This is a genomic window from Tropicimonas sp., from assembly GCF_047971885.1.
Taxonomy (GTDB): Bacteria; Pseudomonadota; Alphaproteobacteria; order Rhodobacterales; family Rhodobacteraceae; genus Tropicimonas.
Genome location: NZ_JBKEAE010000008.1, coordinates 1 through 24,137, shown reverse-complemented (window position 1 = coordinate 24,137; position 24,137 = coordinate 1). Strand labels below are relative to the sequence as shown.

At 65.1% G+C, this 24,137-nt stretch carries 20 protein-coding genes; 12 read left to right on the top strand and 8 right to left on the bottom strand.

Annotated elements, in window-relative coordinates; genetic code table 11:
- Window positions 1–3: 3 nt before the first annotated feature.
- The 3 genes from ACK5IR_RS00515 to ACK5IR_RS00505 form a co-directional block, all read right to left on the bottom strand.
- Window positions 4–1,551 carry a glucan biosynthesis protein gene (locus ACK5IR_RS00515; protein ID WP_416924819.1) on the bottom strand — a complete coding sequence of 516 codons (1,548 nt, stop codon included), beginning with the start codon at window positions 1,549–1,551 and terminating at the stop codon, window positions 4–6.
- Window positions 1,552–2,069: 518 nt separating this feature from the next.
- Window positions 2,070–2,489, bottom strand: coding sequence for a hypothetical protein (locus ACK5IR_RS00510; protein ID WP_416924817.1), 420 nt, complete (start codon window positions 2,487–2,489; stop codon window positions 2,070–2,072).
- Window positions 2,490–2,726: 237 nt separating this feature from the next.
- Entirely contained in the window at window positions 2,727–3,308 is a 582-nt protein-coding gene (locus ACK5IR_RS00505; protein WP_416924815.1) for a TlpA disulfide reductase family protein, read from the bottom strand.
- On the opposite strand from ACK5IR_RS00505, the gene argH reads away from it, so the two are divergent.
- From argH to ACK5IR_RS00490, 3 genes are read left to right on the top strand one after another with little or no spacing between them, the layout of a single operon-like run.
- Window positions 3,307–4,707 carry an argininosuccinate lyase gene (gene argH, locus ACK5IR_RS00500; RefSeq protein ID WP_416924813.1) on the top strand — a complete coding sequence of 467 codons (1,401 nt, stop codon included), beginning with the start codon at window positions 3,307–3,309 and terminating at the stop codon, window positions 4,705–4,707. The two genes, ACK5IR_RS00505 and argH, sit on opposite strands and share 2 nt — an antisense overlap.
- Window positions 4,704–5,006, top strand: a complete 303-nt coding sequence (locus ACK5IR_RS00495) for a hypothetical protein (RefSeq protein WP_416924811.1) — start codon at window positions 4,704–4,706, stop codon at window positions 5,004–5,006. Before argH ends, ACK5IR_RS00495 begins: the two co-directional genes overlap by 4 nt.
- The gene (locus ACK5IR_RS00490) at window positions 5,003–5,188 is read left to right on the top strand and encodes an argininosuccinate lyase (protein WP_416924809.1); all 186 of its coding nucleotides are present in this window, start codon (window positions 5,003–5,005) and stop codon (window positions 5,186–5,188) included. Before ACK5IR_RS00495 ends, ACK5IR_RS00490 begins: the two co-directional genes overlap by 4 nt.
- A gap of 2 nt (window positions 5,189–5,190) precedes the next feature.
- Here the strand turns inward: ACK5IR_RS00490 and ACK5IR_RS00485 are convergent, their stop codons facing one another.
- The gene (locus tag ACK5IR_RS00485) at window positions 5,191–5,913 is read right to left on the bottom strand and encodes a lysophospholipid acyltransferase family protein (RefSeq protein ID WP_416924807.1); all 723 of its coding nucleotides are present in this window, start codon (window positions 5,911–5,913) and stop codon (window positions 5,191–5,193) included.
- A 198-nt stretch (window positions 5,914–6,111) separates the two neighbouring features.
- Here ACK5IR_RS00485 and lysA point away from each other — a divergent pair, with 198 nt between their 5' ends.
- The 3 genes from lysA (at window position 6,112) to ACK5IR_RS00470 (ending at window position 13,610) form a co-directional block, all read left to right on the top strand.
- On the top strand, window positions 6,112–7,380 hold the full coding sequence (gene lysA, locus ACK5IR_RS00480) for a diaminopimelate decarboxylase (protein ID WP_416924805.1): 1,269 nt from the start codon (window positions 6,112–6,114) through the stop codon (window positions 7,378–7,380).
- A gap of 46 nt (window positions 7,381–7,426) precedes the next feature.
- Window positions 7,427–9,964 carry a TIGR02302 family protein gene (locus tag ACK5IR_RS00475; RefSeq protein ID WP_416924803.1) on the top strand — a complete coding sequence of 846 codons (2,538 nt, stop codon included), beginning with the start codon at window positions 7,427–7,429 and terminating at the stop codon, window positions 9,962–9,964.
- A gap of 190 nt (window positions 9,965–10,154) precedes the next feature.
- On the top strand, window positions 10,155–13,610 hold the full coding sequence (locus ACK5IR_RS00470; protein ID WP_416924801.1) for a chromosome segregation SMC family protein: 3,456 nt from the start codon (window positions 10,155–10,157) through the stop codon (window positions 13,608–13,610).
- A 24-nt stretch (window positions 13,611–13,634) separates the two neighbouring features.
- On the opposite strand, the gene ACK5IR_RS00465 is transcribed toward ACK5IR_RS00470, so the two are convergent.
- Both ACK5IR_RS00465 and ACK5IR_RS00460 read right to left on the bottom strand, forming a co-directional pair.
- Window positions 13,635–15,326 (bottom strand): thiamine pyrophosphate-binding protein, encoded by a 1,692-nt coding sequence (locus ACK5IR_RS00465; protein ID WP_416924799.1) that lies wholly within the window; start codon window positions 15,324–15,326, stop codon window positions 13,635–13,637.
- A gap of 50 nt (window positions 15,327–15,376) precedes the next feature.
- Complete coding sequence (locus ACK5IR_RS00460; protein ID WP_416924797.1) at window positions 15,377–16,333, bottom strand: NAD(P)-dependent oxidoreductase; 957 nt, start codon at window positions 16,331–16,333, stop codon at window positions 15,377–15,379.
- Window positions 16,334–16,512: 179 nt separating this feature from the next.
- On the opposite strand from ACK5IR_RS00460, the gene ACK5IR_RS00455 reads away from it, so the two are divergent.
- Complete coding sequence (locus ACK5IR_RS00455) at window positions 16,513–17,211, top strand: GntR family transcriptional regulator (RefSeq protein ID WP_416924795.1); 699 nt, start codon at window positions 16,513–16,515, stop codon at window positions 17,209–17,211.
- Between the two features lie 16 nt (window positions 17,212–17,227).
- On the opposite strand, the gene ACK5IR_RS00450 is transcribed toward ACK5IR_RS00455, so the two are convergent.
- Window positions 17,228–18,463 (bottom strand): mandelate racemase/muconate lactonizing enzyme family protein, encoded by a 1,236-nt coding sequence (locus ACK5IR_RS00450; RefSeq protein ID WP_416924793.1) that lies wholly within the window; start codon window positions 18,461–18,463, stop codon window positions 17,228–17,230.
- Between the two features lie 170 nt (window positions 18,464–18,633).
- Here ACK5IR_RS00450 and ACK5IR_RS00445 point away from each other — a divergent pair, with 170 nt between their 5' ends.
- Window positions 18,634–19,317, top strand: a complete 684-nt coding sequence (locus tag ACK5IR_RS00445; protein WP_416924791.1) for a FadR/GntR family transcriptional regulator — start codon at window positions 18,634–18,636, stop codon at window positions 19,315–19,317.
- Window positions 19,318–19,342: 25 nt separating this feature from the next.
- Window positions 19,343–20,260 (top strand): dihydrodipicolinate synthase family protein, encoded by a 918-nt coding sequence (locus ACK5IR_RS00440; RefSeq protein WP_416924789.1) that lies wholly within the window; start codon window positions 19,343–19,345, stop codon window positions 20,258–20,260.
- 17 nt (window positions 20,261–20,277) lie between these two features.
- Here ACK5IR_RS00440 and ACK5IR_RS00435 read toward each other — a convergent pair whose 3' ends face one another.
- The gene (locus ACK5IR_RS00435) at window positions 20,278–20,595 is read right to left on the bottom strand and encodes an NIPSNAP family protein (RefSeq protein ID WP_416924787.1); all 318 of its coding nucleotides are present in this window, start codon (window positions 20,593–20,595) and stop codon (window positions 20,278–20,280) included.
- A 215-nt stretch (window positions 20,596–20,810) separates the two neighbouring features.
- Here ACK5IR_RS00435 and ACK5IR_RS00430 point away from each other — a divergent pair, with 215 nt between their 5' ends.
- From ACK5IR_RS00430 to ACK5IR_RS00420, 3 genes are all read left to right on the top strand, one after another.
- Window positions 20,811–21,782 carry a Bug family tripartite tricarboxylate transporter substrate binding protein gene (locus tag ACK5IR_RS00430; protein ID WP_416924785.1) on the top strand — a complete coding sequence of 324 codons (972 nt, stop codon included), beginning with the start codon at window positions 20,811–20,813 and terminating at the stop codon, window positions 21,780–21,782.
- Between the two features lie 68 nt (window positions 21,783–21,850).
- A complete protein-coding gene (locus tag ACK5IR_RS00425) occupies window positions 21,851–22,345 on the top strand; it encodes a tripartite tricarboxylate transporter TctB family protein (RefSeq protein WP_416924783.1) in 495 nt (164 codons plus the stop codon).
- Between the two features lies 1 nt (window position 22,346).
- A complete protein-coding gene (locus tag ACK5IR_RS00420; protein ID WP_416924781.1) occupies window positions 22,347–23,909 on the top strand; it encodes a tripartite tricarboxylate transporter permease in 1,563 nt (520 codons plus the stop codon).
- Window positions 23,910–24,137 lie beyond the last annotated feature (228 nt).

Here is a 24,137-nt window from a genome sequence, read left to right as displayed (position 1 = left end):
ACATCATTCCTTCATCCATTGATAGAGCCATCTTTCGGTCAGAAAGCGGCCATGGCCAGTGATGCCTGCATTGAGTTCGACGACTGCTCCGGGATCGCCCTTGACTTCTATCACAAGCCGCCAGGTGCCTGTGCCGTCAATGCGGCTTAAGGTCTTTTCGGTGATCTCGCCCCGATCCGCATTCACCACGGGCTCGACCTCGGCGTCGGCGGGCAGCTTCGACAGCAGCCCACCGGCAAAATCGACGACGAATTTCTGCCGGTCCTTGCGGCTTTCGGTTCCGGCGACCCCGCCTTCGCCGACCAGGGTGCGGACAACGTGGGCCCGATCCTCGGCCTGCGCGCCGGGCGGGTTCATGCCCCAGAAGAGCCGGTAGGAAAACTCGAAGGATTCGCCCTTGTGCGATGGCGCTTCGGGTATCCAGTAGGCAACGATATTATCGTTGGCTTCCAGATCCGAAGGGATCTCCATCAGACGCAGGGTGCCGCGCCCCCAGTCACCGACCGGTTCGACGATCAGCGACGGGCGGCGCTCGTAATGCGCGCCGGCGTCGAGGTAGTCCTCGAATCCCCGGTGCCGCTGAACCAGCCCGAACCAGCCCGGGTTCTCGCCGGCCAGATACGAACTGGCCAGACGCGGCGGATTGTTGAGCGGACGATAGAAGGTTTCGCCGCTGCGGTTGTGCAGGATCAGAGCCTCGCTGTCATGCACAGAGGCCCGGAAATCGTCGAACCCGCCGGGATCGCTCGGCCCGAACAGGAACATCGAGGTCAGCGGCGCAATGCCGAGTTGAGCAATGTCCTGCCGCAGGAACAACCGGGCGGTCACGTCGATTTCGGTGGTTTCGCCCGGCGTCACGACAAACCGGTAGGCGCCGGTCACCGAGGGGCTTTCGAGCGCGGCATAGATCGTCAGGGCGGTTGCCCCGGGGGCAGGGCGTTCGATCCAGAAATCCGAGAATCGCGGGAATTCCTCGCCGTTCGGATCGCCGGTATTGACCGCCAGGCCACGGGCGCTGAGCCCGTAGGCATTGTCCCGGCCGAGGGCGCGGAAATAGCTGGCACCCTGGAACACGATCAGTTCATCGGCGATGTCGGCGCGGTTGAGCGGGGTATGGATGCGGAAGCCCGCAACCCCGGGCATCTCGAACCCCTCGGGGATGGTGACGCCCCGATCGGAATAATCGAAATCCTCGGTGGTGAAGGTCATGGGCAGGGCGCGGCCCTCGACCACCTCGCTGATATGGACGGGTTCCTTGAAGAGCCATCCCAGATGGAAGGCGTGCAGGTGGAACGACTGGTCTTCGCCCGGCCAGCGCGCGTGATCGGGGCGGAAACGGATGCTGCGGTAATCGTCGTATTTCAACTCGGCCAGCGGGCCGGACAGCGGGTCGGGCGCCCTGAAGGGGGCTTCGCTCGCCTGACGCATCGCATCGGTCAGCAGGTCGAACGAAAATTCGCTGCCCGGCGCTTGCTGGGCGGGCTGAGTCGTGTCCTGTGCCACGGCCGGCAGGGGTCCGAGCAGGGCGGGAATCGCAACCGAACAGACCATCGCCCCAAGCAACCGGCGGCGCCGGATTCTGGGGCTTGTCCCGTTACTGATGAGAGGTCGGCAGGCAGATCGCACTTTGTACACTCCGCAGATTCTTCCAACGTCATTAATGTCTTTTCGTTTCCGACAGGTAGGCCTAATCGCGACGACCGGATGCTGCAAGGCAGAATTATGCCTACCGGGGGCGGGTCTCTGCTCAACTGCCTTGTTTTCAGCCGCTTTCGTGCCGCGACCGGGCAAATAATTGCCGTGAACCGTGACCCGGAAACGGCATTTTCCCGCCTGTTTTCTGCGCAGGCACGACGGCGGCGGAAAAGGTGGCGGATTCGCGCCCGCGATTCGCGTTCCCGGCCTGACCGAATCGCCCCATGGTTGCGGGTGCGACACGGCTTCCGGGCGATTCCGGCGCCGGACTTTCGGCGCATCGGTGCTGATCGGCCCATGGCGGTTCGGCAGTATCCGTCGGCAGGCGACGACCGCCTCGATTGTGCCTTCGCGCCGGGCAAGACAGCCGGACCCTACCGGTCGCGTTCCAGCCGTGCGATCATTTCCGGAGTGTTGAGGTTGAGAAATTCGAGCGCTTCGGGAAGCGAGCGGAACAGGCCGATGGCGACATTTTCCTCGTCGCTCATGATGGTCTGATACATCCGCGCCATGCCATAGGCTATGTCACTCGGTGCGCAATGGGCGATGCGGACGATGCCGGCGCTGGAAGCATAGGATTCGCGAACCTTGTCGGCGATCGCCATGACGCCGGCGAAACCGACATCCGTGTCGTCGGCGGCCGAGAAATCGCTCAGTTCCATCATTCCGGGCCGATAGCGCGGATCGCCGATCGACGCGACAAATCCATCCCGAAGGTCGTTCAGCGTGACATGCCCGGAATACCTCATCACGATGAGGTCGAGATCGGGATGTATCGAATAGCTGTGAGACATGACCAACTTTGATGAGCGGGATATTGCCGATTAGTCGGCTGGCGCGCGTCAGACGTAAAGACTTCTCCTTATGGTTGTGCCCAGGTGTTGCGTCGAGGACCCGGTAGAGCCGACGAACCAAGGCGGCGATATTCCGCCGATTGACTCATGGTCGCATCGACGGGCCGCGTTCCGAAACGTTGCGGGTGCTGACCTTGCGATGTTGGCGACGGCAGGTCAGGCGCGGCGCCGCGCACCTCAGCGTGCTGCTGACAGCGCTTCGAGAATCGCGACCGAGCTTTCGCTGTCCCAGGGCGCATCGCCGATCAGCCGTCCGACCTCGCGTCCTTCGGGATCGACGATCACCGTGACCGGCAGGCCCATGATTCCCATCTGGCGCGCCAGTTGCTGCCTGGGGTCGCGGAACTTCGGCAGGTTGGTGACGCCGATCTCATCGAAGAAGCGGTCGATCGCGGCCGGCGCATTGCGCCCGGTCGCGATGGTCACGACCTCGACCGGCCGGTCGGCGAAGATGGTCTGGAGATTGGACAGCGTCGGCATCTCGTTCCGGCAGGGTGCGCACCAGGTGGCCCAGAAATTGACCACAAGCCACTTGCCGCGAAACTCCGACAGCCGGCGCAGGGTGTCGTCGGCATCCGTCAGTTCGATATCGGGCAGAGCCCCGGGCGCCTCGTGGAGTGCGAGTTTCTTCATCCCTCCTTCCCTCAGGGCGGCCACATCGGCCGGTTGTGCAAGCGCCCCGTTTGCCAACAGCGCAAGCCCCGTATAGACCACTGCCGCCAGAACCCGTTTCAAAGCCATCTCCGGAATCCCTGTCATGACCGATGCCTCCACCCAAGACTCCAACCAGATGTGGGGCGGGCGCTTCTCGTCCGGCGTCGATGCGATCATGGAGGCGATCAACGCCTCGATCGATTTCGACAAACGGCTGGCCGCTCAGGATATCGAGGGCTCCCGCGCCCACGCCGCGATGCTGGCCGCGCAGGGTATCATCAGCGATAGCGATGCAACGGCGATCCGGGAAGGGCTTCTCACGGTCTTGTCAGAGATCGAGGGGGGGAATTTCCCCTTCTCGAAGGCGCTCGAAGATATCCACATGAATGTCGAGTCCCGTCTTGGTGCGTTTGTCGGTGAACCCGCCGGGCGCCTGCATACCGCGCGCAGCCGCAACGATCAGGTGGCGACCGATTTCCGGCTCTGGGTGCGAGGGCAATGCGATGCGGCGGTTCGGGGAATCGAAGCGTTGCAAAAGGCGCTTCTGACACAGGCCGAAGCGGGGGCGGACTGGGTGATGCCCGGTTTTACCCATCTTCAGACCGCCCAGCCGGTGACCTGGGGGCACCACATGATGGCCTATGTCGAGATGCTGGCGCGCGATGCCGGGCGGTTCCGCGATGCGCGCACCCGGATGAACGAAAGCCCGCTGGGGGCGGCTGCGCTGGCCGGAACGTCGTTCCCGATCGACCGTTTTGCCACGGCCGCGGCGCTGGGGTTCGACCGCCCGATGGCCAATTCGCTCGATGCGGTGAGCGACCGGGATTTCGCGCTGGAATTCCTCTCCGCTGCCAGCATCTGCGCGATGCATCTCAGCCGGCTGGCCGAGGAACTGGTTATCTGGTCCTCGGCGCAGTTCCGGTTCGTCACCCTGTCGGATGCCTTCTCGACCGGTTCGTCGATCATGCCGCAGAAGAAAAACCCCGATGCGGCCGAGTTGATTCGCGGCAAGATCGGCCGGGTCCTGGGGGCGATGATCGGGCTCTTCACGGTGATGAAGGGTCTGCCGCTGGCCTATTCCAAGGACATGCAGGAAGACAAGGAGCAGGTTTTTGATGCTGCCGACACGCTTGCGCTGTCGCTGGCCGCGATGACGGGGATGGTGGCGGATATGGTCGCCAACCGCGCGGTACTTGAAACGGCGGCCTCGGCCGGATTTTCGACCGCGACCGATCTTGCCGACTGGCTGGTGCGCGAACCGGGCCTGCCCTTCCGCGAGGCACACCATGTGACCGGCATGCTGGTTGCGGCCGCCGAAGCGCGCGGTGTGGACCTGCCCGAACTGACGCTGGAGGAAATGCGCGCCGTCCATTCCGGTATCGATGCCCGTGTTTTCGATGTGCTGGGGGTTTACAACTCGGTCGCCAGCCGCACTTCTTACGGGGGAACCGCACCGGATCGGGTGCGGGCGCAGATCGCCCGCTGGAAGGAGATTCTGGAATGAAGCCGATCGTGACCGCGCTGGCCGCGAGCCTGATTGCCGGCGCCTGTACGCAGCCGCCGCGCCCCTCCGCCGATGTCGTGGTCGATCCGGCGACGGGCGCGACAACCGGGGCGGTCGGGGTCGGCGCCGACCGGATCAATGCAGGCGTGACGAGTTCCGGAACGCCCTATGGCTCGGTCGATGTGATCGACACCGATGGGGTGGATGTCGCCGTGGGCACCGGCGGCGCCTCGGCGCGGATCGGCAACGGGCCGGTCAGGGTGCGGGTCGGCCCCGGTGGCATCGGGTTGCGGCTATGAGGTCGCTTGGTCTTCTGGCACTGCTGGCGCTGCTTGCCGCCTGCGGTGTCGACGGCTCGCCGCTGCCGCCGGACGACAGCGAACGCCCGCCGGCGGGAATAACCTTGTCGGGCAGGGCCGAGGTCGGCATCGCCGGCGGATCTGCGGGAACCCGCCGCGTGAGCCGGATAACCGGCGACTGATCTCAGTTGATGAAACCGGCGTGCCCCATCATCCGGTCGGCGTCGAGCGTCAGCGCATCCAGATCGGCCTGAAGCCGGGCGCGCAGGCTTTCGCGGGTTTCGGTGTCGAGCCTGCGCGGAACCTCGGCATCCCAGCGGCGATAGAGCATGCACCCCCGCGTGCCCGCCTTCGGTACGGCCATCCTGTCCCACAGGGGCAGGGTGCGATAGCTCTCGAACGAGTTGGTATAAAGCCATATCGGCATGCCGGTCATGCGCGCCCAGTCGATGGGGACGGACTTGGCAACGCGCCTTGGCCCGCTCGACCCGTCGATGGCGAAGCCGATGGATGTTCCGTCGCGCGTCATCCGCGCCACCTGCAACGAGGTTGTGGTGTTCGATTTCCTCGAACTCATGGCAAGCGTGCTGTTGCCGAAGCGTTTCATCACCTCGCCGACCAGCTTTCCGGGGCGGGACGACGAGGTGACGATGCAAAGCTCGCCCCAGGAGTTGTCCCAGCCGGTGGGCGCCATCGCCAGCCGGCCATGCCACAGTACCATGATAACCGGCCGGCCGCTCTGCAGCTCGGCGGCAAGAGCCTCCTTGCCGACAATGATCCAGTCGATACTGTCGTGGCTTGCGCGAATGCGCCGCTCCAGCCGGTCGGTGACCGCAGCGACAAGGCGCGGATTGTCGAGCAGCGTCTTTTCCAGCCGCCCCCGGGTCTTGCGGATGAATTTCCGCATGCGTTTCCGCAATGTCGCCATCCTGCGCCCTTCGTGCCCCGCGCCGGCCCGATGCCGCCGGCATCTGCCCGTCATACACAAGCTGGCACCTCCCGCAACCCGGCGGGCCATCCCGCGGCAGATCGTTGAGCGATTGCACCGCCGCCGGCGTCTGCTATTACCCCGCCTCGGACGGGCCCGGGGCAAGGATGCGCAATCATGGATCACTTTCTTTACCGCGACGGCGCGCTTCATGCCGAGGACGTGCCGGTCGCGGATATCGCCGCTTCGGTCGGCACACCGTTCTACTGCTATTCGACGGCCACCCTGCAACGGCATTTCCGCCTGTTCGACGAGGCGCTGGCGCCGCTCGATCATCTCGTCTGCTTTGCCGTCAAGTCGAACTCGAACCAGGCCATCCTGAAGACGCTCGCCGCAATGGGTGCGGGCATGGACGTGGTTTCGGGTGGCGAATATGCGCGGGCGAAAGCCGCCGGCGTTCCGGGCGAACGCATCGTCTTTTCCGGTGTCGGCAAGACCGCGGCGGAAATGCGCGCCGCGCTGGTGGGCGGCATCCGGCAATTCAATGTCGAAAGCGAGCCCGAGATGGAGGTGCTGAACGGTATCGCAACCGCGTTGGGGGTGATTGCGCCGGTTGCGATCAGGATAAACCCCGATGTCGACGCGCGTACGCATGCCAAGATCGCCACCGGCAGGTCCGAGAACAAGTTCGGCATCCCCATCGCCCGCGCGCGCGAGGTCTATGCCCGCGCCGCCGCGCTGCCGGGGCTCGGGGTGGTGGGCATCGACGTTCACATCGGTTCGCAACTGACCGAACTCGAACCGTTCGAAGCGGCCTATCGCAAGGTGGCCGACCTGACGCTGGTGCTGCGCGCCGACGGTCACGACATTCGCCGGCTCGATCTGGGGGGCGGGCTCGGCATTCCCTATACCCGCAGCAATCAGGCGCCGCCCCTGCCCAGCGATTACGGCGATCTGATCCGGCGCACGGTGGGCGATTTGGGTTGCGAGATCGAGATCGAGCCGGGGCGGCTGATTTCGGGCAATGCCGGCATCATGGTATCGTCGGTGATCTATGTGAAACATGGCGAAGGGCGCGATTTCCTGATCATCGACGGCGCGATGAACGATCTGATCCGCCCGTCGATGTACGATGCCCACCACGATATCGTCCCGGTGCGCGAACCCCTCGCCGGGGTCGCGCAACACCCTTTCGACATCGTGGGCCCGATCTGCGAAAGCGGCGATACCTTTGCCAGGGGGCGGCAGATGCCGCCGCTGGAGGCGGGCGATCTGGTCGCTTTCCGCTCCGCCGGGGCCTATGGCGCGGTGATGTCGTCGGAATACAATACCCGGCCCCTGATTCCCGAGGTTCTGGTCAACGGGGATCAATTCGCCGTCATCCGGGCGCGCCCGGGCTTTGACGAAATCATCGCACGCGATAACATCCCCGTGTGGCTGGCCTGAGCCGGTCGGCCCTGGGCCCGCTCGCCGGGCCATCGAAAGGAGTGACATGGACCGGGACGTCGCCCGCGACGACGCCCTAACGCGGCTGAAACGCCCCCTGCGCCTGACCCGCGCGGGGATGCTGGCCGAGCGGCTGACGCGCTGCTTCTGGCCCGTCTGGTCGATTGCCTTCGCCTTTCTCGCGGCGATCCTGCTCGGTCTGCCCGAGATGCTTCCGCTCGAACCGGTGTGGATCGGCACGATCGCAGCGCTCGCCGGAATGCTCTGGTTTGCCGTACGCGGCGCCCTGCGGTTCCGCTGGCCGGGCAGGGCCGAGGCACTGGCGCGGCTCGACGCCACGCTGCCGGGGCGGCCGCTTCAGGCGCTGGGGGACACGCAGGCGATCGGGGCGGCGGACGAGGCTTCGGTTGCCGTCTGGAGCGCGCATCAGGGCCGGATGGCGGCGCGCGCCTCGCAGGCGCGGCCGGTTCCACCCGATCTGGTGCTCAACGCGCGCGATCCCTATGCCCTGCGCTACGTTGCGCTGACCGCGCTGGCGGTTGCGCTGCTGTTCGGTTCGTTCTGGCGGGTGGCGACGGTTGGCCAGATCGTCGCGCCGGCCGGAACGGCCGGGCTTGCGGCCGGGCCCGCCTGGGAGGGTTGGGTCGAACCGCCCGCCTATACCGGAAAACCGACGATCTACCTGAACGATATCGAGGCTGGACCGCTCGGCGCGCCGCGCGGCAGCGTGGTCACCCTGCGGCTGTATGGCGAGGTCGGCGCGCTCAGCGTGGACGAGACCGTGTCGGGGCGCGCCGGCGATACGGTCGGCCCCGCGACCGCCCCGGCGCAGGAATTTTCCATCGAGAAGGACGGCCGGCTGGCCATCAGGGGCGATGGCGGGCGCGAGTGGCGCGTCAGGATAAGCCTTGACACGCCGCCCGAAATTTCCCTTGACGGGTTGCCCGAGGTCGAAGCCGCCGGCCGGATGAAGCAGCGGTTTTCCGCGCGTGACGATATCGGCGTCATCGCGGGTACCGCCCGGATCGAACTGGATCTGGAGGCGGTGGTCCGCAGTTTCGGCCTTGTCGCCGATCCCGATCCCCGCGAGGCGATCGTGCTCGATCTGCCGATGCCGGTCAGCGGCAGCCGGGCGGAGTTCAGCGAAACACTAGTCGAGGATTTCTCGAAACACACCTGGGTCGGGCTGCCGGTCCGCATCACCCTGAGCGCCGAGGATGCCGCCGGCCAGCATGGGCACTCCGAGCCGCTGGAAACCGCCCTGTCGGGGCGGCGGTTCTTTGACCCGCTGGCGGCCGCACTGGTCGAACAGCGCCGCGATCTGCTCTGGGCGCGGCAAAACGGCGCCCGGGTGGCGCAGATCCTGCGTGCCGTCACCTATCGCCCCGAGGATGTCTTTCGCGACGCGGCCAGTTACCTGCCGCTGCGGGTGGCGATCCGCCGGCTGGAAGCCGGGGTTGCGGCTTCGGGCGGTCTGACGCCCGCTTTGCAGGACGAGATTGCCGAGGCGCTGTGGAATATCGCGCTGAAGATCGAGGAAGGCGATCTTTCGGATGCGCTCGAACGTCTGCGCCGGGCGCAGGACCGGCTGTCCGAAGCGATCCGCAACGGTGCCACGGACGAGGAAATTGCCGCGCTGATGGACGAACTCAGGCAGGCGATGCAGGAATACATGCGCCAGCTTGCCCAGCAGGATCCGGGCCAGCAGCAGGCGATGCCGGAGAACGCGCAGACCATCACCGCCGACCAGTTGCAGCAATTGCTCGACCGGTTGCAGCAACTGATGGAGGAAGGCCGCACCGCCGAGGCGATGGCCCTTCTCGAACAACTGCAAATGATGATGGAGAACATGCAGGTCGCCCGGGGCCAGGGCGGTCAGGGTGGCCCGGGCGAGCAGGCGATGCAGGATCTGGCCGAAACCCTGCGCGACCAGCAGGGGCTTTCGGACGAGGCGTTCCGCGAGTTGCAGGAACAATTCGACGGTGGCCGGCAGCCCGGCCAGCCGGGTGACGGCATGCGGGGACAGAGCGGCCGGGAACCTGGCGACGGCAGCCGCGAAGAGCGTCCGCCCGGTCAGTCCGGCGCCCCCGATGCCGGTTCGCTGGCCGAGCGGCAGGGCGCGCTCGGACGCCGGCTGGACGACCTGCGCGAGAACCTGCCGGGTGCGGGAAGCGAGGCCGGAGACGCGGCGCGCGAGGCGCTGGGCCGTGCCGGCGAGGCGATGTCGGATGCCGAGGGCGCGCTGGAAGACGGCGATCTGGCCGGTGCGCTCGACGATCAGAGCCGCGCCATGGAAGCCATGCGCGAGGGGATGCGCAACCTTGGCGAAGCGCTGGCGCAGCAGCGCCAGCAGGGCGGACAGGGGCAGCAGACGGGCAATGCCGACAATGGCTTGCGCCGCGATCCGCTGGGGCGCGAGGTCGGCAATTCGGGAAGCCTTGGAACCGAGGACAGCCTGCTGCCTGGCGAGGATATATATCGTCGCGCCCACGATCTTCTGGAAGAGATTCGCCGCCGCGCCAGCGACCGCGAGCGCCCGCCGGCGGAACTCGACTACCTGCGCAGGCTGCTCGACAGGTTCTGAGCGGCGCCGATCGGATTTCCGCTTCCGGATCGGAACGGGGCGTTGAAACAGGGGGTGTCGAGAGCCGTTTTCCGCGCATATCTTGTGGACAATATGAAAGATATATCCAGATGATGGGTGCCTTCCTTGACTTTGGTGTTCATCATGCGAGACTGTGGCACCTTTTGCGACTCGAACGGGAAAGCCTGCCTTGCGTTTCACACGTCTCCGCCTCAACGGCTTCAAGTCTTTCGTCGACCCCACCGATCTGGTGATCGCCGACGGCCTGACGGGGGTTGTCGGGCCGAACGGCTGCGGCAAGTCGAACCTGCTCGAGGCGCTGCGCTGGGTGATGGGCGAAAACCGCCCCACCGCGATGCGTGGCGGCGGCATGGAGGACGTGATCTTCGCCGGCGCCGCAACCCGGCCGGCGCGCAACTTCGCCGAGGTGACATTGCAGATCGACAACGGGGAAAGGCTTGCCCCTGCCGGCTTCAACGATTCCGACCTGCTGGAAATCGTGCGCCGCATCACCCGCGATATCGGTTCGGCCTACAAGGTGAACGCCAGGGATGTGCGCGCGCGTGACGTGCAGATGCTGTTCGCCGATGCCTCGACCGGCAGCCATTCGCCGGCGCTGGTGCGGCAGGGCCAGATCTCGGAACTGATCAATGCCAGGCCGCAGAACCGCCGCCGTATCCTTGAGGAGGCCGCCGGTATCTCGGGCCTCTATCAGCGCCGCCACGAGGCCGAACTGAAACTGAACGGTGCCGAACAGAACCTCGCCCGGGTCGACGACGTGGTGGAGCAACTGGCCGGGCAACTGGCGCAGCTTGCACGGCAGGCGAAGCAGGCGGCGCGCTACCGCAGCATAGGGGTCGAACTGCGCCGGGCCGAGGGGCTGCTGCTCTACCGCCGCTGGCGCGAGGCTGCCGACATGCTGGAGGCGGTCCGCACCGAGTTGCGCGACAGGACAACCGCCGCCGCCGCCGCCGAACGGGCGGCCCTTCAGGCGGGCCGGGCGCGGGAAGCGGCCGACAGCGCCATGCCGGTGCTGCGCGAGGAGGAAGCCATCGCCGCCGCCGTCCGGCAGCGGTTGCAGGTGGAACTGGGCGCCATCGGCGACGAGGAATCCCGCGCGCGCGAGGCCATCGCGACGCTCGAGCGGCAGATCGGCCAGATGGGCCGCGATCTGGAACGCGAGGCGGGGCTGAACCGGGATGCGGGTGAAACCATCGCCCGCCTCACCGCCGAGCGCGACGATCTTGCCGGCGCGCATGACGGGCACGACGAAAGGCTGTCGGCCGCTGTCGAGGCGGCCCGGATCGCCGCATCGAACCTTCAGGGGCGCGAGGCCGAGTTGACCCGGCAGACCGAGGATGTCGCCCGGCTTGCCGCGCGCCATCAATCGGCCGAGCGGCAGGAGGCGGATGCCGTCCGCGCCCTTTCCCGCCACGAGGACGAGGCGCGCAAGGCACGCGAGGTCGCCGGACAGGCGCAGGGTATACTGGCGCAATCAGCCGAGAGCGTCGGGCTGGCCGAGGCCGGGCAGGAAGAGGCCGCGGCCGCGGGCGAGGCGGCCGAGGAAGCGCTGGCCGAGGCCGATGCCGCCCGTGCCGATTGCGCCGCCCGCGAGGCCGAGGCGCGCGCCGGGCGATCTTCGGCCGAGGGCGAGGCGCAGGCGCTGCGCGCCGAGGTTGCCGCCCTGGCGCGGCTGGTCGAGCGTGAGGCGGGCGAGGGGGCGCAGGTGCTCGACGATCTTTCGGTCGATGCGGGGTATGAAAAGGCGCTCGGTGCGGCGCTGGCCGACGATCTGCGCGCCCCCGCCGTCGCGGTGGATGGCGGGTCGGGCTGGGTGCAGCTGCCCGATTACGAAACGCCGCAACCCCTGCCCGGGGGAGCGGTCGCGCTGTCGGCGCATATGCGGGTTCCGGGTGTGCTGGGCCGGCGCATGGCGCAAGTCGGCCTGATCGGTGCCGCCGACGGGCCGCGCCTCCAGCCGCTGCTGAAACCGGGACAGCGGCTGGTCAGCCGCGAAGGCGACCTCTGGCGCTGGGACGGGTTCCGCGCCGCGGCGGCCGACGCCCCGTCGGCGGCGGCGCTGCGGCTGCAACAGATCAACCGGCTTGGCACCCTGCGGCGCGATCTCGGCGAGGCCGAAGCCCGTGCTGCCGAGATGGCGACCGCGCACGAGGGGCTGAACCGGCGGCTGGCCGATCTGACCGAGGCCGACCGCCGCGCCCGGCAGGCCCGCAAGGATGCCGATGCCGCCGTCGCCGCCGCCAGCCGCGCCCTGAGCCGGGCCGAGAACGACCGGGCCATGGCCGAGACCCGGCTGGAAGCGGCGGAACTGGCCGTCGCACGCCACGTGGAAGAGGCCGAGGCAGCGCGCGAGCGGCTGGAAGAGGCGCGCGGCGGGCGCGAGGACCTGCCCGACCTGGAGGTGGCGCGCGCCGCCGTCGCCGATGCCATGGCGCTGGTCGAGGGATCGCGCCGCGACATGATGACGGCCCGTGCCGCGCAGGACGAATTACGCCGGCTGGGCGAGGCCCGTGGCCGCCGTATCGGCGAGATCGCACGGGATATCGAAGGCTGGCGGAAGCGGCTCGACAATGCCGAGGCCCGGACCCGCGATCTGGAAGCGCGGCGCAACGCTGCCGAGGCGGAACTGGAAGCCGCCCGGGCCGCGCCCGAGGAGATCGCGATCCGGCGCGAGGTTCTGGCCGGAGAACTGGAGATCGCCGAGACGCGCCGCAGGACCGCCGCCGATGCGCTTGCCACCGGCGAGGCGGCCCTTCGCGAGGCCGAGCGGGCCGAACGCGAGGCGGAAAAGGCGGCGGGTCAGGCGCGCGAGGCACGGGCGGCATCGGAAGCACGGGCCGAGGCGGCGAAGGAAACGCTCGACAGCGCGGCGGGCTGGATTCGCGAGGAACTGGAAACCACGCCCGATGCGCTGCTGGAGACGCTCGATACCGATCCCGAAGACATGCCGTCGGTCGAAAGCGTCGAGGTGGACATCGCCCGCCTGCGCCGCAGCCGCGACGCGCTTGGCGCGGTAAACCTGCGTGCCGAGGAAGACGCCAGGGAAATCTCTGGTGAGCACGAGGCACTGGTGGCTGAAAAGGCCGATCTCGAAGAGGCGATTCGTACGCTCCGCGCCGGCATCCAGGGCCTCAACCGCGAGGGGCGCGAGCGCCTGCTGACCGCATATGAGCAGGTGAACGCCAACTTCCGCATGCTGTTCACCCATCTCTTCGGCGGTGGTCAGGCGCATCTGGAGCTGGTCGAATCCGACGATCCGCTGGAAGCCGGGCTCGAGATCATGTGCATGCCGCCGGGCAAGAAGCTGTCGACCCTGTCGCTGCTGTCGGGCGGCGAACAGACGCTGACGGCGCTGGCGCTGATCTTTGCCGTCTTTCTGGCCAACCCGGCCCCGATCTGTGTGCTCGACGAGGTGGACGCGCCGCTCGACGATGCCAATGTCAGCCGCTTCTGCGACCTGTTGGACGAGATGGTCGAACGCGCCGACACCCGGTTCCTCATCATCACGCACCATGCCATCACCATGAGCCGGATGGACCGGCTGTTCGGGGTGACGATGCAGGAACAGGGCGTGAGCCAGCTTGTATCGGTCGACCTGAAGAAGGCCGAGGCCCTGGTCGCCTGAGCGCCGCTGCCGCGCTGCCCAGGATCAGGGGCGGGGTGCCGCGGCGGTTCGGAGCGCGGTGATCGTGGTGCGGGTGGAGATTTGCTCCGCATCCGTTACACATTCGATAACCGCCGGTTTGCCGCTTGCGCGGGCCCGCTCGAGCGCCAACCCGAACTGCGCCGTTTCCGTCACCCGTTCGGCATGGGCCCCAAGACCCTCGGCCATGCGGCAGAAGCTCTGGTTTGTCAGGGTCGTCCCCGAGACGCGGCCGGGATGCCGGCGCTCCTGATGCATGCGAATGGTGCCGTAGGTCGAATTGTTGAACAGGATGACGATCGGTGTTGCGCCATACTGGGCGGCGGTCGCAAGTTCGTTTCCGCTCATCATGAATCCCCCGTCGCCGACGAAGGACAACACCAGCCTGTCGGGGAAGCGGATCGACGCGGCAACGGCGGCCGGCACGGAATACCCCATGGCGCCGCAGGTCGAACCAACCTCGCGCCCGGGGCGCCCGAAGCCGAGATACCGTTGCGCCCAGCCGGTGTGGTTGCCGGCGTCGAGCGTGACGATGGTATCCGCCGGCAGGCCGTCCCTGACCGATGCCAGCGCGATGCCCATGTCGAGCGGCCCGTTGCCGGTTTCGGGCGGCGCGATATCGGCTAGATAGCTGTCGCGGAGCTTTGAGCACCAGCCGGACCATGTGTCCTGGCGCCCCAGATCGGTTTCCGACAACGCACCTGCGGCTAAGCGCGAACCGCATGCGAAACCGAGATCGGGTGCAAAAACGCGGCCGATCTCGTCGGCGTCGGGATAAAGATGTATCAACCGCTGCCGGACCGCCGGCGATGCCATGGTGGCGTAACCGCGTGTTGTCATCTCGCCCAGACGGGCGCCGACGACAAGAAGCAGGTCGGCCTGCGAAAAATGACCGAATAGGGACGGCGCCGTGGAGGTGCCGAGATCGCCGGCATAGACACGGGACCGATTGTTGATGATGTCCTGTCTCCGGAACGAACAGACGGCGGGAATACCGTTCGCTTCGGCGAACCGCGTGATCGCGGCACAGGCGGTATCGTCCCAGTCCGGCCCGCCGACCACAAGCAGCGGCCTTTCGGCGGTTTCCAGCGCGTGGCGTATCGCGGCGATGTCCGCCGGCGTGATCGCGGGGCATGTCGGCCGGTACATGGGCGCGTCGGCAACGGCCGCGCGCTCTGCAAGCATATCCTCGGGGAGGGCGAGAACAACAGGCCCAGGCCGGCCCGAGGTGGCGACGCGAAAGGCACGCGAGAGATATTCGGGTATGCGCGCGGTATCGTCGATCTGGGCAACCCATTTTGCAAGCGTCCCGAAGACGGCGCGATAATCCACCTCCTGAAACGCCTCGCGGTCGGCGGTTCCCCGGGGGGCCTGCCCGACGAGCAGGATCATCGGGGTGCTGTCCTGCCGCGCGATATGCACCCCGATCGCCGCATGGCAGGCGCCAGGACCGCGGGTGACAAGACATATCCCGGGCCGTCCGGTGAGCTTGCCATGGGCCTCGGCCATGTTCGCCGCACCGGCCTCGTGCCGGGCGTTGTAGAGCGTGAACCGGTCCTGAACGTCGTAGAGCGCGTCGAGCACTTCAAGATAGCTCTCGCCCGGGACGCAAAAGGCGCAGTCCGCGCCGTGGATCAACAACTGGTCGACGAGAATCCGGCCGCCGGTTCTGCTCTGGGGTGGTATCCGATGCCGCATACGGGTTTCTCCTGTGCCGGCTGATCCGGCAGATGGTCAGGGGGATGGTGCTAGGGCAGGACGATACAGCTTTCGGCTATCGGTTCGCCAGCGGCATGGGCGCGGATATTTCCCGCCCAGTGGCGCACCATCCGGGTGAGGTTGTCGCGGGTACGTCCCGCCACATGAGGCAACGTTATGACGTTGTCCATCGAGAGGAGCGGATTGTTGTCCGCCACCGGTTCGTTCTCGAACACGTCCAGCGCCGCCGATCCGATCTGTCCGCCGCGAAGCGCGGCGATCAGCGCCGCCTCGTCGATCAGGGCGCCACGCGACGTGTTGACGATCAGCGAATCCGCCTGCATCAGCCTCAGCTCACGCGCCCCGATCAGGTGCCGGTTGTCCACTGTGAGCGGCAGGTGCAGGCTCACCACGTCCGAGGTTTCGAGAAGCTCGTCAAGATCGACGAAACGATGCGCCGACCCCGCGAGCGGGCCGGAGCGCCGTGTGTAGACTATGCCGCTGCCGAACCCGTCCAGCCGGTTGGCGACCGCCTGGCCGATGGCACCCATCCCGACCAGTCCGACACGCGCCTCGCACAGATCGCGCGACTGCTTCCACAGATCCGGAACTTCCCAGTTCCCGGCCCGGAAATGCGCGGCGGTCTGCGGCAGGCGGCGCAGCGCCGCGAGCATCAGCGCAAGTGTCAGGTCGGCTACGGTTGGCGCGTTCACACCGGGGCTTCTCAGCACGGTGATGTTGCGCTCGCGGGCGGCATCGAGGGGAATTCCGTCGACCCCGGTACCCCACTGGTGAATGAGCTTCACCTCGTGCGCCCGGTCCAGTACCTCTGCCGGAAACCGGAGGCCGCGGGTGACGACATAGGGAACGTCGCCGATGATGGGAATGAAATCCGTGGGATCGCCCGAGCGCGGGAAGCGCAACTCCAGATCGCCGCAAATCTCGCGCACGCGCGCCTGCATCTCGCCGGACATCGGTTCAAGCACGGCTATCGGTCCTGCTTTCACTTCGGGCACTCCGTTGTTACATGTTCGGTTCAACCCGGCCGTGGTCTGCGCCTCGCCGATGACGGGATCCCGCGCAGGGCAAGCCGTGCGGCCATTCCATTCTGTCTGCGGATTTGTCATCATGCGCCACACCGCCGGGTAAGGGAACTTATCGAGAACATATGGATACGATATTGAAAGTGGCACAGGCCCTGGCAGAGCGGACGGGTTCTGCCATGTCGGGCGGAAGCGCGTCGTCGCGTATTTTCGACGAACTGAGGTTGCGCATCATCTCGCTCGACTATCCGCCGGGAACGCTGCTTTCGCGGCCCGATCTCGCGCTCGAATTCGATGTCAGCCAGACACCGGTTCGCGATGCGATCCAGCGGCTGGAACAGGAGGGGCTGGTCAGGGTCTATCCGCAGTCGCGGACGCTGGTGACGAAAATCGACGTTCCACAAATTCACGAGGCCTATTTCCTTCGCTTCGCGCTGGAAACCGAAGTGGTCAGGAAGCTGGCGCGCGAAGGCGATCTGGCGACCGTCGAGCGCGCGAAACCCATCCTGCAGATGCAGGAGAATATCGCCGGCGAACGCAGTCAGATCCCGCTTTTGCAGGAACTCGACGAGATATTTCACCGGACGCTTTTTGCCGGTGCCGGGTATATCGGACTGCATGCGCTGATGCGGTCCCGGGCGGGGCATCTGGATCGCATGAGGCGGCTCCGCGAACCGGATGCGGCCAAGATCGCGCATATTCTCGCCGGTCACGTCGAGATCCTCGACGCGATCGCGGCGGGTGACGAAGCGGCTGGCGCGGCGGCAATCCGGGCCCATCTGGGCAAGACGGTTGCAAATGTCGAGGATCTGCGCGCCGAACATCCCGATTACTTCAACTGAAACGATCGCCGAACGCTCAATCCGCCACCTTGCCGGTTGCCTTGCGCAACAGATCGGAACGCCGAAGGACATCCGGGTTCAGTGCCGAACCGATGCCGGGGCCGGCGGGTGCCGAGATATGCCCATCCTTCACCACCGGCATCTCGGTCACAACCTCGCGATAAAATCCCTCCAGATGGGACCGGACGGTCTCGGCGATCAGGGTATTCGGCGAAGCCGCCATCAACTGAAGATTGGCCAGCAGGGTAACGGGCCCGGTGCAATCGTGCGGCGCAATGGTGCGATCGTGCGCCAGCGCCATGTGGGAAATCCGCTGTCCTTCGGTCAGGCCGCCGATCCAGGTCATGTCGAAATTGGCGACATCGATGGCACCCCGCCCGAACATCTCGCGATACCAGGTCTGGGTGCCGTGCGATTCCGAACCGGCAAGCCGGCTGGTCGAGGATCGGTGAAAGGCCGCAAGATCGTCGAAATGCTCCAGCGCAACCGGATCTTCATGCCAGAAGATCCCGTACTCCTCCGCTGCCCGGGCAATCTCGATTGCGGCCGGCAACTGCCACAGACCGTGATATTCGATCATGATTTCCATGGCATCGTCAACCTCGTCGCGGATCTGCTCCAGCACCCAAAGCGCCTTCTTCAGTTCGGCGGGGCCGATTCGCTGCCCGCGGTTGCGGCGGGCATAGATATCGAAGGGCCAGATCTTCATCGCGGTAATGCCCTCGTCGACGAGTTCCCTTGCAAGGCGGGCCGGCTCGAACACCTGCATCAGCAGATCCTCGTTTCGCGAGATATTCTTCGGCGCGGGATCGTCACGGCTGTAGATCTGCGAATTGTACCCGGCGCGCTGCCTGTTGTTGTAGGCGGCATTCGCACAAGTGTTGTAGATGCGAACCCCCTCGTGAACGCGCCCGCCCATCAGTGTCGTGATCGATTGTCCGAACATCTGGCCGAAGAGATCCCACAGGGCGATATCCACTGCGGAATTTCCCCGCATCTCGACCGACCGTGTCGGAAATCCCTGAAAGTGATTTCCGACATTGTGCCGGATCGCCTCGTACAGCGCGGTCCGTTCGGCCGGATCCTTGCCGATCAGGAAGGGCGCGCAGGTTTCGTGGAGGTAGGCCACAACTGCCGCAGGGTTGCGAAAGGTCTCTCCGAGGCCGATCAGCCCCTGGTCGGTGTGGATGCGAACCCAGACAAGATTGCTAAATTCCTCGATCTGGATGGTCTCGACGCCCGTGATCTTCACTCTGCCAATCTCCTCCTCCGTTGTGTAGGGATTTCTTCGATGTGTAATTATATGTCAATGCGACATCATGGGTTCTTGAAATATGCACATAATTCCTGAATTTTCTATGTAATTAGTAGAGTTATCTTTGTTGTGATTACAACAATTTACTTCTGTCGGATGTGATGAAGATGCGCGAGGATCTTGCCGCTGTTGCCTATCGCAGGCTGGACGACCTGATTTCCGGCCCGGAATGGTCCCGGGGCGGGCGCCTTCCGTCCGAGGTCAGGCTGTCGCAGGCGATCGGTGTGTCGCGTCCGGTTCTGCGCCGGGCGCTTGCCGAACTGCGGCGCGAGGGGCGGATCACGTCGAGCCGGGGGTCCGGCAGCTTCGTCCGGCCGCGCAGCGAAACGACCCCTGCTGCAGGTGATCGGATGATCCGCAATCTCGGCGATCTTGAGCAGTGCATGCGCTTCAGGATGGTGCTCGAATCCGGTATCGCCGGAGAGATCGCCCGCAAGGCCGCGCAGGTTGATATCGCCGCGGTGGAACGGGCGAACGACGCGCTTGCCGCCGGCCTGCCGGACGGAAGCCTGTTCGAAGCGGATTTCGCCTTTCACCTGAGGCTGGCGGAACTCACCGGGAACCCGTTCTTTGTGCGGGCCTTGCTGGATCTGAAACCGCAGGTTCGGGTTGCCTACGAACTCAGTCGTCAGTTTCGCGCCGTGCCGCTCAACGAGACATCGTACCGTGTGATCCGCGAGCACGAAGGCGTTCTGGCGGCGATTCGCGCCGGCAACGGCGCCGGGGCCGAGGCCGCGATGCGTGCCCACATCGGTGCCGGCATTGGGCGGCTGTTCGGAAATGCGAAGTAGGGATCACGCCGAAAGGAAAACAGACATGCTGTCGGAGTGCAAAGGGCTTCACGTGGTGGCGCAAACGCCGTTCACCGATGCTGGGCAGATCGATTTCGACTCGATAGCCACCTTGTCGGCGTTCTATTTTCGGCATGGTGCCCGGGGTCTGACGGTGCTCGGCGTCAGCGGAGAGGCGGCCAAGCTGACAGCCGACGAGACGATCGCGGTCGCGGCCCGATTCGCCGCTGTGTCAGGCGGGCGCAGGATCATCGCCGGAGTTTCGAACGCGTCGCTGGCGACACTGGCTGCGGTGACAAGAGATGTGCTGGCGGAAGGGGTCGGCGCGGTGATGATCTGCCCGCCGGGGAATGTTCAGACAGACGAGGAATTCGTTGCCTATTTCGGAGCGGTTTTCGACCGTATTGGCGATGTGCCGGTCGTATTGCAGGACTTTCCTTTTCATTCGGGTGCCAGAATGTCGGTGCCGCTGATCTGCGAGTTGCTCGACCGGTTCCCGCAGATCGGTGCGATCAAGGAGGAGGATCTGCCGAGCGTTGGCAAGATCACGCGGCTCAGGCGGGAAATGCGCCGGCAAGTACGCATCCTGACCGGCAACAACGGGCTCTATCTTCCGCAGGAAATGGCGCGTGGTGCCGATGGGCCGATGGCGGGGTACTCCTATCCCGAGATGCTGTCGGGCGTTTGCGATCTGATGGCGGCAGGTCACATTGCCGAAGCCCACGTGCTGTTCAACCGCCATCTGCCGCTTCTGCGTTACGAGGCGCAGGGCGCATGGGGAATTGCGGTTCGCAAGGAGGTGATGCGCCGCCGGGGCGCGCTGACCTCGGCCGCCTTGCGAAGCCCCGGTCCGGTTCTGACGCAGATCGACCTCGAGGAAATCGACACGCTGATAGCCCATATGGACATGCCGGCTGCCGGGGCGGACCGGCAGATGCGGTGATACTGCCGCGCCGTCGCTTACCCGGCGATGAACGGAGCGGAGACCACGATGGTGTTTTCCTGACTGACAAGGTTGCCCGCCGCCGCACTTTTCGCCAGATAGGCCTGCCAATCGGGATCCGACGCCATGCTCTTTCGCTTTTCGGCCCGATCCGCAGCGTCTTCATAGGCCCAGATGTGTATGTACGAGTTCACGTCACCGGTTTCGACGGAACCGAAAACGACAGGGTCGCCGAGATGCCGGCGCTGGATGTCGTAGCCATGCTCTCCATAGAGGGTCAGTTGTTTCCTGATGGTTCCGGGGCGGCAACGGTAGGTGCGGACATCGTAGATCATGGTTCATTTCCTCATTTTCCGGTCTTTCCCGGCCGGATGGCAATATGCCTCGCGGCGAAAGCAATGTCTTGCATAATACAATCTATCTGATACTCTAATATATGAGTTGCCGGTTTGACCAGACACTAGCGGCGCAGCCCAGGTGAGGAAGTCCGGCAACCGATCGGCGGAAGGAGGCCGCCGTGAAGGACGCGTTATTGGTGTGAGGAGGAAATATGAAACGCAGGACTCTGCTAGGTGTAGCGCTGATCACTTCTGTCATTCCGTCTCTGGCGCTGGCGGAATTCCCGGAGCGCGATATTCGCGTTATCGTTCCATGGGGTGCCGGCGGTGGGACCGACGGCATCGTTCGCAAGCTGACCTCGATTGCCGAGCGGGATATCGGCTCGGGCATGTATGTCGAGAATATCGAGGGCGGGGTTTCGGCCACCGGTGTCGGGCAGATCATGAAGGCCAAACCCGACGGCTATACGATCGGCGCGCTGACCTACGACTCGGTGGTGACCGTGCCGTGGCAGGGGCTGCTGCCAACCTACAAGATGAACAATCTCAGGCTCATCGCGCGGGTGACCAGCGAGCCCGACGCGATCATCGTCGATGCCGCTTCCCCCTACCAGACCATTGACGATCTGGTCGCCGCAGCCAAGGCCGACCCCGGCAAGTTGCGCGTGGCGGTGCAGAATCTGGGCGGGCGCGTACATCTGGCGCTGCTGAAGCTTCAGGATGCAACCGGCGCGGAGTTCAAGATCATCTCCTATCCGGGCGGTGCCGCCCCCCAGAAGGAAGCGATCCTGTCGGACGAGGTGGACGTGGCCATTACCAGCCTCGGCGATTTCGCCAATCTCATCGAGGACGGAACCGTGCGCGGACTGATCGAATTTTCGGAGGCGCGCAATCCGACCTATCCGGATGTTCCGACCACGATCGAGAGCGGGGTCGATGTTGCGATCGGGAGCTTCATTGTCATTGCCGCCCCGGCCGGAACCCCCGACGATGTCGTCGCCAAGATCGAAGCGGCCTATCACGACGCGCTGGAGAGCGACGAGTTTCAGGAATGGGTCAGCAATGTCGGCGTGACCCCAAGCTGGATCGGCGCGAACGACGTTACCGGCTGGGCAAACGACACAGCGGCATCGCTTTATTCCGAAATGGATGCCCTTGTCGAAGCAGGTGTGCTTCAGAAATAGCGGCGCAGGACTGACTCCGGCACCTGGCCGTGCCCGGTGCCGGAGATTGCCTTCTGGAGGATTCCGAAATGAAAACCCGTGCGGGCATGGGGGATTCGGCTATCGGTCTGCCGGTCTTTCTGCTGATATTCACCACGATCTATCTTGCCGAGGCGTTTCGCATTCATCCGCAGGTCAGCGGCGACAGCTTTGTCGGGCCGAGGTTCGTGCCGGTTCTGACGGCGATCGGCATGTATGTTACGCTTCTGATTGTTCTGGTCAGGGAGTTTCGCGACCGCAGGATCCGCTCCGCCGAGGCGGTTGCCGGACAGGAGGGCGGTACGGATTTCCTTCGTCCGGCGCTGATCGTGCTCGCCACGGCGATCTACATCGCCCTGTTCCGCCCGCTTGGCTATGTCATTTCGACTGCCGGCTATGTCGCGGTGCTCTTCCTGATCTTCCAGTACGAAACCGGCCGCCCGCTACGCTTCGCGCTTGGTGTGGCCGGCGTGGTGCTGGTGTTTTACGGATTGTTCGGAGTGGTCTTCGGTGTGCGACTGCCCCCCTTACCAGGGATGAACTGACATGGATTCCTTCCTGACCTTCCTCAACGGTTTTGCCGCGCTCGCCGATCCGACCATTCTGGCGTTCATGGTGGGCGGCTTTCTGGTGGGCACGTTTTTCGGGGCGATGCCCGGGCTGACCTCGGTCCTGGCGATCGCGCTGCTCCTGCCGATCACCTACACGATCGATGTCGTTCCCGCGCTCGTGATGTGCGCGGCGATCTTCATGGCCGGCATGTATTCGGGATCCATCACGGCCACGACGATCAACATCCCCGGCGCCCCGTCGTCGATGATGACGGCGGTCGAAGGACACGCCCTGATGAAGAAGGGTCATGGCGCCAACGCACTGGGGCATGCGGCGCTGGGTTCGATGATCGGCGGCAGTATCGGTGTTCTTTTCCTGATGGCGTTCATGCCGCTTGCCGCGCAGCTTTCGCTGCTGGTCCGGACGCCGGGCAAGTTCTCGCTGGTGCTCTTCGCCCTGGTCGTGATCGTGATCGTCGACAAAGGATCGATTGCCAAGGGTTTCGTCGCCGCGTTCCTCGGCATCATGCTGGCGACGATCGGCATCGATGTCCTCCAGCCCATCCCGCGTTTCAGTTTCGGCACCGAGGTGTTGATCGAGGGTATCGACCTCATGCCGCTGGTGATCGGTGCCTTTGCCGTTTCCGAAATCCTGATTCAGGCCAGCACACGCGATTCCGAACTGGCGCAGAGCATCGAGAGGGCGAAGGGCCTGCGGATTCGACGGCGGGATTTCCTTCCGAGCATGGAGGAAATACGCCGGATAGGATTCTTCACCTATATCAAGGGCTCGATTATCGGGTATCTCATCGGTATCCTTCCCGGGGCCGGCGGCTCGATGGCGGCATTCGTCTCCTATGCCGAGGCACAGCGCAGTTCGGACCACCCCGAGGAATATGGCCGGGGGTCGCGTCAGGGGATCGCCGCGGCTGAATCGGCCAACAACTCGATGTGCAGCGGCGCATTCGTGCCGATGCTGATGTTCGGCATTCCGGGCGATCCGACCACCGCGATCGTTCTCGGCGTTCTGGTCATCAACGGTTTGCAGCCCGGCGCGCGCCTTCTCGACAATCAGATCGACCTGATCGCGCCGATGTTCGCCTCGCTCTTCATCTCGGCGCTGATCCTCATCCCGCTCACCCTGTGGCTTTTCGGGCCATGGTTCGTGCGCATCGTCTCGATCCCGCGCGGCCTGCTCTACTCCTCCATCGCCGTTGTCGCAATGGTCGGTGCCTATGTGGCGACATACTCGGTCTTCCAGATGTCGCTGGCGCTTGTCTTCGGTGTGCTCGCCTATTTCATGCGCAAGCAGAACTACTCCACCGTATCCATGCTTCTCGGGTTCATCCTCGGCCCGGGTCTGGAGCAATATCTGCGCCGGTCACTGTCGCTGAACGACGGGAATCCGATGGTTTTCCTGACAAGTCCGGACAGTCTTTTCTTCCTGCTGCTGACGGCGCTCTTCGTCTACCTGATCCTGATCCGCAAACCGAAGGGTTCGAAATCCGAACGGGAGGAGGTCGCCGAGGAGATGCAGAAATACGAGGAGGAATTGTGACACCGGAAGAACGGGTCCCGACCGGGGCCCCTTGTGTGCGGAACGGGCTGCATTCGCCGTGGTACGTTCCCTGTATTGCTGCGGGCCACGACCGGATGCCGCGGTGCTTCGACCCCAAGCGCCCTTCGCTGGTGCGATAAGGAGGAAACGGGATGCGGCCTAACAGATTACGCGAGAAATGGGCGCGTGGCGAGGCGGTGGTGAACGGCTGGCTGGCGGTTCCGAGCG

Excerpts from the sequence above, each read along its gene's own strand:
- ACK5IR_RS00420 (WP_416924781.1), top strand. The coding sequence starts at position 22,347 with ATGGATTCCTTCCTGACCTTCCTCAACGGTTTTGCCGCGCTCGCCGAT.
- ACK5IR_RS00475 (WP_416924803.1), top strand. The coding sequence starts at position 7,427 with ATGGACCGGGACGTCGCCCGCGACGACGCCCTAACGCGGCTGAAACGC.
- ACK5IR_RS00490 (WP_416924809.1), top strand. The coding sequence starts at position 5,003 with ATGAGGTCGCTTGGTCTTCTGGCACTGCTGGCGCTGCTTGCCGCCTGC.
- ACK5IR_RS00485 (WP_416924807.1), bottom strand. The coding sequence starts at position 5,913 with ATGCGGAAATTCATCCGCAAGACCCGGGGGCGGCTGGAAAAGACGCTG.
- ACK5IR_RS00495 (WP_416924811.1), top strand. The coding sequence starts at position 4,704 with ATGAAGCCGATCGTGACCGCGCTGGCCGCGAGCCTGATTGCCGGCGCC.
- ACK5IR_RS00445 (WP_416924791.1), top strand. The coding sequence starts at position 18,634 with ATGCGCGAGGATCTTGCCGCTGTTGCCTATCGCAGGCTGGACGACCTG.
- lysA (WP_416924805.1), top strand. The coding sequence starts at position 6,112 with ATGGATCACTTTCTTTACCGCGACGGCGCGCTTCATGCCGAGGACGTG.
- ACK5IR_RS00430 (WP_416924785.1), top strand. The coding sequence starts at position 20,811 with ATGAAACGCAGGACTCTGCTAGGTGTAGCGCTGATCACTTCTGTCATT.
- ACK5IR_RS00435 (WP_416924787.1), bottom strand. The coding sequence starts at position 20,595 with ATGATCTACGATGTCCGCACCTACCGTTGCCGCCCCGGAACCATCAGG.
- ACK5IR_RS00425 (WP_416924783.1), top strand. The coding sequence starts at position 21,851 with ATGAAAACCCGTGCGGGCATGGGGGATTCGGCTATCGGTCTGCCGGTC.
- argH (WP_416924813.1), top strand. The coding sequence starts at position 3,307 with ATGACCGATGCCTCCACCCAAGACTCCAACCAGATGTGGGGCGGGCGC.
- ACK5IR_RS00440 (WP_416924789.1), top strand. The coding sequence starts at position 19,343 with ATGCTGTCGGAGTGCAAAGGGCTTCACGTGGTGGCGCAAACGCCGTTC.
- ACK5IR_RS00505 (WP_416924815.1), bottom strand. The coding sequence starts at position 3,308 with ATGACAGGGATTCCGGAGATGGCTTTGAAACGGGTTCTGGCGGCAGTG.
- ACK5IR_RS00510 (WP_416924817.1), bottom strand. The coding sequence starts at position 2,489 with ATGTCTCACAGCTATTCGATACATCCCGATCTCGACCTCATCGTGATG.
- ACK5IR_RS00465 (WP_416924799.1), bottom strand. The coding sequence starts at position 15,326 with ATGCGGCATCGGATACCACCCCAGAGCAGAACCGGCGGCCGGATTCTC.
- ACK5IR_RS00515 (WP_416924819.1), bottom strand. The coding sequence starts at position 1,551 with ATGGTCTGTTCGGTTGCGATTCCCGCCCTGCTCGGACCCCTGCCGGCC.